The organism is Aeromonas sp. HMWF016 (assembly GCF_963878195.1).
In the GTDB taxonomy this organism is placed as follows: domain Bacteria; phylum Pseudomonadota; class Gammaproteobacteria; order Enterobacterales; family Aeromonadaceae; genus Aeromonas; species Aeromonas lacus.
Genome location: NZ_CAWNWX010000011.1, coordinates 35,229 through 41,242 on the forward strand (window position 1 = coordinate 35,229; position 6,014 = coordinate 41,242).

At 61.2% G+C, this 6,014-nt stretch carries 6 protein-coding genes; 2 read left to right on the forward strand and 4 right to left on the reverse strand.

The annotated features are described in order from the left end of the window. Positions 1-52: 52 nt before the first annotated feature. From hslU to argS, 4 genes are all read right to left on the reverse strand, one after another. Positions 53-1,381 (reverse strand): HslU--HslV peptidase ATPase subunit, encoded by a 1,329-nt coding sequence (hslU, locus tag AACS24_RS01275; protein ID WP_108572116.1) that lies wholly within the window; start codon positions 1,379-1,381, stop codon positions 53-55. A gap of 67 nt (positions 1,382-1,448) precedes the next feature. Next, on the reverse strand, positions 1,449-1,982 hold the full coding sequence (gene hslV, locus AACS24_RS01280; RefSeq protein WP_033115661.1) for an ATP-dependent protease subunit HslV: 534 nt from the start codon (positions 1,980-1,982) through the stop codon (positions 1,449-1,451). Between the two features lie 186 nt (positions 1,983-2,168). Then, a complete protein-coding gene (locus tag AACS24_RS01285; RefSeq protein ID WP_108572117.1) occupies positions 2,169-3,014 on the reverse strand; it encodes an SPOR domain-containing protein in 846 nt (281 codons plus the stop codon). A 3-nt stretch (positions 3,015-3,017) separates the two neighbouring features. Beyond that, a complete protein-coding gene (gene argS / locus AACS24_RS01290) occupies positions 3,018-4,763 on the reverse strand; it encodes an arginine--tRNA ligase (RefSeq protein ID WP_108572118.1) in 1,746 nt (581 codons plus the stop codon). A 299-nt stretch (positions 4,764-5,062) separates the two neighbouring features. Between argS and AACS24_RS01295 the strand changes: the two genes are divergently transcribed. Continuing rightward, complete coding sequence (locus tag AACS24_RS01295) at positions 5,063-5,629, forward strand: LON peptidase substrate-binding domain-containing protein (RefSeq protein ID WP_108572119.1); 567 nt, start codon at positions 5,063-5,065, stop codon at positions 5,627-5,629. 141 nt (positions 5,630-5,770) lie between these two features. Next, positions 5,771-6,014 (forward strand): sigma factor (locus AACS24_RS01300; protein WP_308810148.1); only part of this gene is annotated, 244 nt, incomplete at its 3' end.

The window sequence follows — 6,014 nt, forward strand, 5'->3', positions numbered from 1 at the left end:
GAGAAATAAAAACGCCTCCGCGAAGGGAGGCGTTTTATCGGGAGGGGCGCGTTTACAGAATAAAGCGGCTCAGATCCTCGTCTTCAATCAGCTTGCCGAGGTGGGCGTTGACGTAGTCGGTGTTGATGACGAAGGTCTCGCCGGATTTCTCGGAGGCGTCATAGGAGATATCTTCCATCAGGCGTTCCATCACGGTGTGCAGGCGACGGGCACCGATGTTCTCGGTACGCTCGTTGACCTGCCAGGCCGCTTCGGCCAGACGGCGGATACCATCCTGGGTGAACTCGATGTTGACCCCTTCGGTGGCCATCAGCGCCTTGTACTGATCGGTCAGGGAGGCGTTCGGCTCGGTCAGGATCCGCTCGAAATCTTCAGTGGTGAGCGCGGTCAGCTCGACCCGGATCGGCAGACGGCCCTGCAGCTCGGGGATGAGGTCGGACGGCTTGGCGATCTGGAAGGCGCCGGAGGCGACAAACAGGATATGGTCGGTCTTGACCATGCCGTGCTTGGTGTTGACGGTGCAGCCCTCGACCAGCGGCAGCAGGTCGCGCTGAACCCCTTCACGGGAAACATCGGGGCCGGAGCTCTCGCCGCGCTTGCAGATCTTGTCGATCTCGTCGAGGAAGACGATGCCGTTGTTCTCGACCGCAGCGATGGCTTTCTGCTTCAGCTCTTCCGGGTTGACCAGCTTGGCCGCTTCCTCTTCGATCAGCGCCTTCATGGCCTCTTTGACCTTGATCTTGCGCTTCTTCTTCTGGTTCTGACCCAGGTTCTGGAACAGCCCCTGCAGCTGGTTGGCCATCTCTTCCATGCCAGGCGGGGTCATGATTTCGACGCCCATCGGGGAGGCAGAGAGCTCCAGCTCGATCTCCTTGTCATCCAGCTGACCTTCGCGCAGTTTCTTGCGGAAGATCTGGCGGGTGTTGGAGTTGTCGGCTTTCTCTTCCTCACCCCAGGTGTTGCGCGGGTTGGGCAGCAGGGCGTCGAGGATGCGCTCTTCAGCGGCTTCCTCGGCGCGGTATTTCATCTTCTCCATCTCGGTCTCGCGCACCAGTTTGATGGCGACATCGGTCAGATCGCGAATGATGCTGTCCACTTCCTTGCCGACATAGCCCACTTCGGTGAACTTGGTCGCTTCCACCTTGATGAAGGGGGCGTTGGCCAGTTTGGCCAGACGACGGGCGATCTCGGTTTTGCCGACACCGGTCGGGCCGATCATCAGGATGTTCTTCGGGGTCACTTCATGGCGCATCTCTTCGTCGAGCTGCATCCGGCGCCAGCGGTTGCGCAGGGCGACGGCCACCGCGCGCTTGGCATCGGCCTGACCTATGATGTGACGATCCAGTTCGTGGACGATTTCTCTCGGGGTCATCTCGGACATGATGGAGTTCCTGTATCAGGGGCGGGCAGTGCCCACCCCTTGGAGAATTGGTTGCTATATAGCCGGCTTACTTGGCCGAATAGTCCAGCACTTCGACGGTGTGGTGCTGGTTGGTGAAGACGCAGATGTCGCCGGCGATCTTGAGCGCCTTCTCGACGATGCTCTTGGCATCCAGATCGGTGTTTTCCAGCAGGGCGATAGCCGCAGACTGGGCGAAGTTGCCGCCGCTGCCGATGGCGATGAGATCGTGCTCCGGCTGCACCACGTCACCGTTGCCGGTGATGATGAAGGATTTTTGCTCGTCGGCGACGGCCAGCAGTGCTTCGAGGCGGCGCAGGGCGCGATCGGTGCGCCAATCTTTGGCCAGCGCCACGGCGGCGCGCTCCAGATTACCCTGATGGGCCTGCAGTTTGGCTTCGAAGCGTTCGAGCAGGGTGAAGGCGTCGGCAGTACCACCGGCAAAACCTGCCAGTACCTTGCCGTTGTAGAGGCGATGAACCTTGCGGGCATTGCCCTTCATGACGGTGTTGCCAAGAGAAACCTGGCCATCGCCACCGATGACGACCTGACCGTTGCGGCGAACTGAAACTATGGTAGTCACTTTACTTACCTCGCTTGAGCCGAATGACGGCCTGACTGTGCATGGGAGAAAAGATGGGGATGGCAAAACGGCTTTTCAAGCCTGCAATCGGTCGGGATAAGCGCGAGATGGGGCGATGGGTGCGAAGGAAGCCCAAAGAAGAGGGGCCGGGTGTCGCCACCCGGCCCCTCATGGTAAAACGGGCGCTTACCCTTTCTTGGGAATGCAGCCGCTGATGCCCGAGCTCTGCAGCTTGCGGTTGGCTGCGTCGGCGGCGGCCTTGCCGTTGAAGGGGCCGACCATCACCTTGTAGACGGTGCCGTTGGCGCCATTGATCACCTGCAGGCTGGAGGAGAGGCCGGCGGTGAAGGCGATGCGTGCCTTGAGCGACTCCGCAGAATCCTGCGAGCGCAGGGCGGCACACTGCATCATATAGCGGCCGCTGTCGGCGGCTGCGGTCTGGGCAGGCTGGGCTGCCGGTTGGGCTTTGGCGGCAGCGGCTCGCTCACGCTCCAGCTCGGCACGGATCTCCCGCTCCATCCGCTCACGCTCGGCCTTGCGGTCGATCACCTGCTCCTGGGCGCTGGCAACCGGCGCACCGGAGGTGGAGGGGGTGGTCGCCGGATTGGGCTGATAGGGCTTGGGCTGGCCGATCGGTGTTCCCGGCTGGGGAATGTCGGTAGGCACCGGCTGCGGCAGCTTCTCCGGTTGCAGGGTCATGGTATCGGCAGGAGGCGGCGGCAGAACGCCCGGCTGGGTCGGCGGCTCTATGATATCGACCTGCTTGTTCTCAAGCCGTTCGATGTAGCTCCACTTCTCCTGAGGCAACCCGTTGTTCTGCGGTTTTGGCTTGTTGGCTTTGACCTGCTCTTCGATGGTCGGGGCATCGTGGCCCTTGCCATTGATCATGTAGAGGAAGCCGCCAAAGCCTGCCAGCAGCGCCCCGGCCAGCAGGGCCGGGATAACAGGAAAGCGGCGCGGAGCCGCTTTCTTGGTGTTGCGACCGCCCGCGCGACGTCGCGGACGGTTGCCGACATAATCCCGGGTCGCCATCTATTACATGCGCTCCAGGGTGTAGATACCCAGTACGCCGAGGCCCAGCTTGAGCACCTTGGCGGTGGCAGCACACAGCAGCAGACGGCTCTGACGGGTTGCTTCGTCCACGCCATCCTTGTTGATCGGGCAGGCTTCGTAGAAGGTCATGAAGTTGCCGGAGAGCTCGTACAGATAGGTACAGAGCAAGTGCGGCATACCCTTGTCCGCCACGCCGTTGACCGCGTCGGAGAACTGGATCAGCTTCTGGGCCAGGGTCTCTTCCGCTTCCTCGTTCAGGGTCACATTGCCGGTCAGGGTAGCGGCATCGACGCCAGCCTTGCGGAAGATGGACTGAATACGGGTGTAGGCGTATTGCAGGTAAGGGGCAGTGTTGCCTTCAAAGGAGAGCATCAGATCCCAGTCGAAGATGTAGTCGGTGGTGCGGTTCTTGGAGAGATCCGCATACTTGACCGCACCCATGGCGATAGCGTGCACCACTTCGGCCTTCTCTTCAGCGGAGAGGTCGCTGTTGCGGCTCTCCAGCAGGGCGGCGGCGCGCTCTTCCGCTTCGTTCAGCAGGTCAACCAGCTTGACGGTACCGCCGGAGCGGGTCTTGTAGGGACGACCATCCTTGCCCAGCATCATGCCGAAGGCGTGGTGCTCGAGCGGCACGGATTCCGGCACATAACCCGCCTTGCGGGTGATGGCCCAGGCCTGCATCAGGTGCTGGTGCTGACGGGAGTCGATGAAGTACATGACCCGGTCGGCGCCCAAGGTTTCGTAACGATATTTGGCACAGGCGATGTCGGTAGTGGTGTAGAGGAAACCGCCATCGCTCTTCTGGATGATGACGCCCATGGCCTCGCCATCCTTGTTCTTGAACTCGTCCAGGAAGACAACGGTGGCGCCTTCGCTCTCGACCGCCAGCCCCTTGGCTTTCAGGTCGGCAACGATCTCCGGCAGCATGTCGTTGTACATGGACTCGCCCATGATGTCCTTGTTGGTCAGGGAGACATTCAGGCGGTCGTAGTTGCGCTGGTTCTGCTCCATGGTCATGTCGACCAGCTTCTTCCACATGGTACGGCAGTACTCGTCGCCACCCTGCAGTTTCACCACGTAGTTACGGGCGCGCTCGGCGAAGGCTTCGTCTTCGTCGTAGCAACGCTTGGCCTGGGTGTAGAAGGCTTCCAGATCGCGCAGCTCCATGTCGGAGGCGCTCTCGTTGGCCATCTTCTCCAGATAGGCGATCAGCATGCCGAACTGGGTACCCCAGTCACCGATGTGGTTGGCACGCACCACCTTGTGGCCGAGGAACTCCAGCGCACGCGCCGCCACGTCACCGAGTACGGTGGAGCGGATGTGGTGCACTGCCATCTCTTTGGCCACGTTGGGGGCAGAGTAGTCCACCACTACGGTCTGCGGGGTCGGCAACTTCACGTTGGCGTTGGCAGAGGCGACCATGGCCTCGACCTGACCGGCCAGCCAGCGCTGGTCGAAGAAGAAGTTGATGAAGCCGGGACCGGCGATCTCGACCTTGGCGATCAGGTCAGAGGCAGGCAGGTGCTCGATGATGGCCGCCGCCAGCTCACGGGGATTCTTGCGGGCCGGCTTGGCCAGCAGCATGGCCAGGTTGGTGGCCAGGTCACCGTGAGCTTTTTCCTTGCATCGGTCTACTTGCACGCGGGCTTCCAGGTCCGCCGGCAGGACGCCTGCTGACTTGAGATTGGCTACCGTTTGTTCAAGTAGATGATGAATATGCTCTTTCATAACTGACCACCAAGGTTGCGCGTCGAAAAATGACTGATATATAAGGGCGTGAATTTTACCCGCATCGGCTCGAGAAAACTATAGGGATGACCCGCCGCTCGCTGTCGGGCGGATATTTCACTGCGTTTGGCGCCATATTCCAGAATATTGGACGGAAATTACGGTGCTTATCCATTTCTACTGCATATCGAAGCGCCTTGTCCAGGCTATTTCCCCTGATTGTTAAGGGTTTTTCCCGACACTGATCTCCTGCTGGCTGTTGCACGTACCTAGAGTCGTAACCCAGCAAGGAGTTTGTGATGCGACTGGCACTGTTTCCCCTATCAGCCCACCTGCTGCCCGGCGGCATCATGCCGCTGCGGATCTTCGAGCCCAGATACCTGCGGATGGTGGCCGAAGCGGGGGAGGCGGGCTTTGCCCTCTGCATGGTGGATCCGCGCCAGCCCGACGCTCTGCGCAACATGCTGCCCATCGCCACCCGGGTCACCATCATCGATTTCGACCGGCTGCCGGACGGCATGCTGGGGATCACGGTGCAGGGGATGGAGCGGGTGCAAATAGAGGATCTGTGGCAGGAGCCAGACGGCCTGCGTATCGGCGAGGTAACCTCGCTGCCGGCATGGCCGCCCCGCCGGCTCCATCCCGATCAGCTGCCGCTGGTCGATGCGCTGCGGGAGGTATTTGCCGACTATCCCGACTATGCCGCCCTCTATCCCGCGCCCCGCTGGGACGATGGCAACTGGGTGGCGCAGCGCTGGCTGGAGGTGCTGCCGATCCCGCCAGAACAGAAGCAGCTGCTGCTGGCCGCTGCCGACAATCAGCCCGCCATCGCCCTGCTCAAAGGGGTACTGGTGGCCAGCCACTGATTTTTTCCTGACCTGCTGATCCGTCAGCGCCGCAGGGCCGTACCAGTCATTACCACAGCACGTTCGACAGCACACCAAAGGGATGGCGCAATGGCATATACTGGCCAACCACACTCGACCATACGCAGGACCTCGCCCGTGATGGATAACCCGGATGGCGACCTCAAATCTCTGCTGATCAGGGTGGCAGAGCAGGCCGATAAGGCTGCTTTTGCCCGTCTGTTCCAACACTTTGCACCGCGCATTCGCAGCTATGGCCTGCGTCACCTCGGCAGCGAGGCCAACGCCATGGAGCTGGTGCAGGAGACCATGCTGCTGGTGTGGCAGAAGGCGCGCCTATACCACCCCGAGAAGGGGGCGCCGACCACCTGGATCTACACCGTGA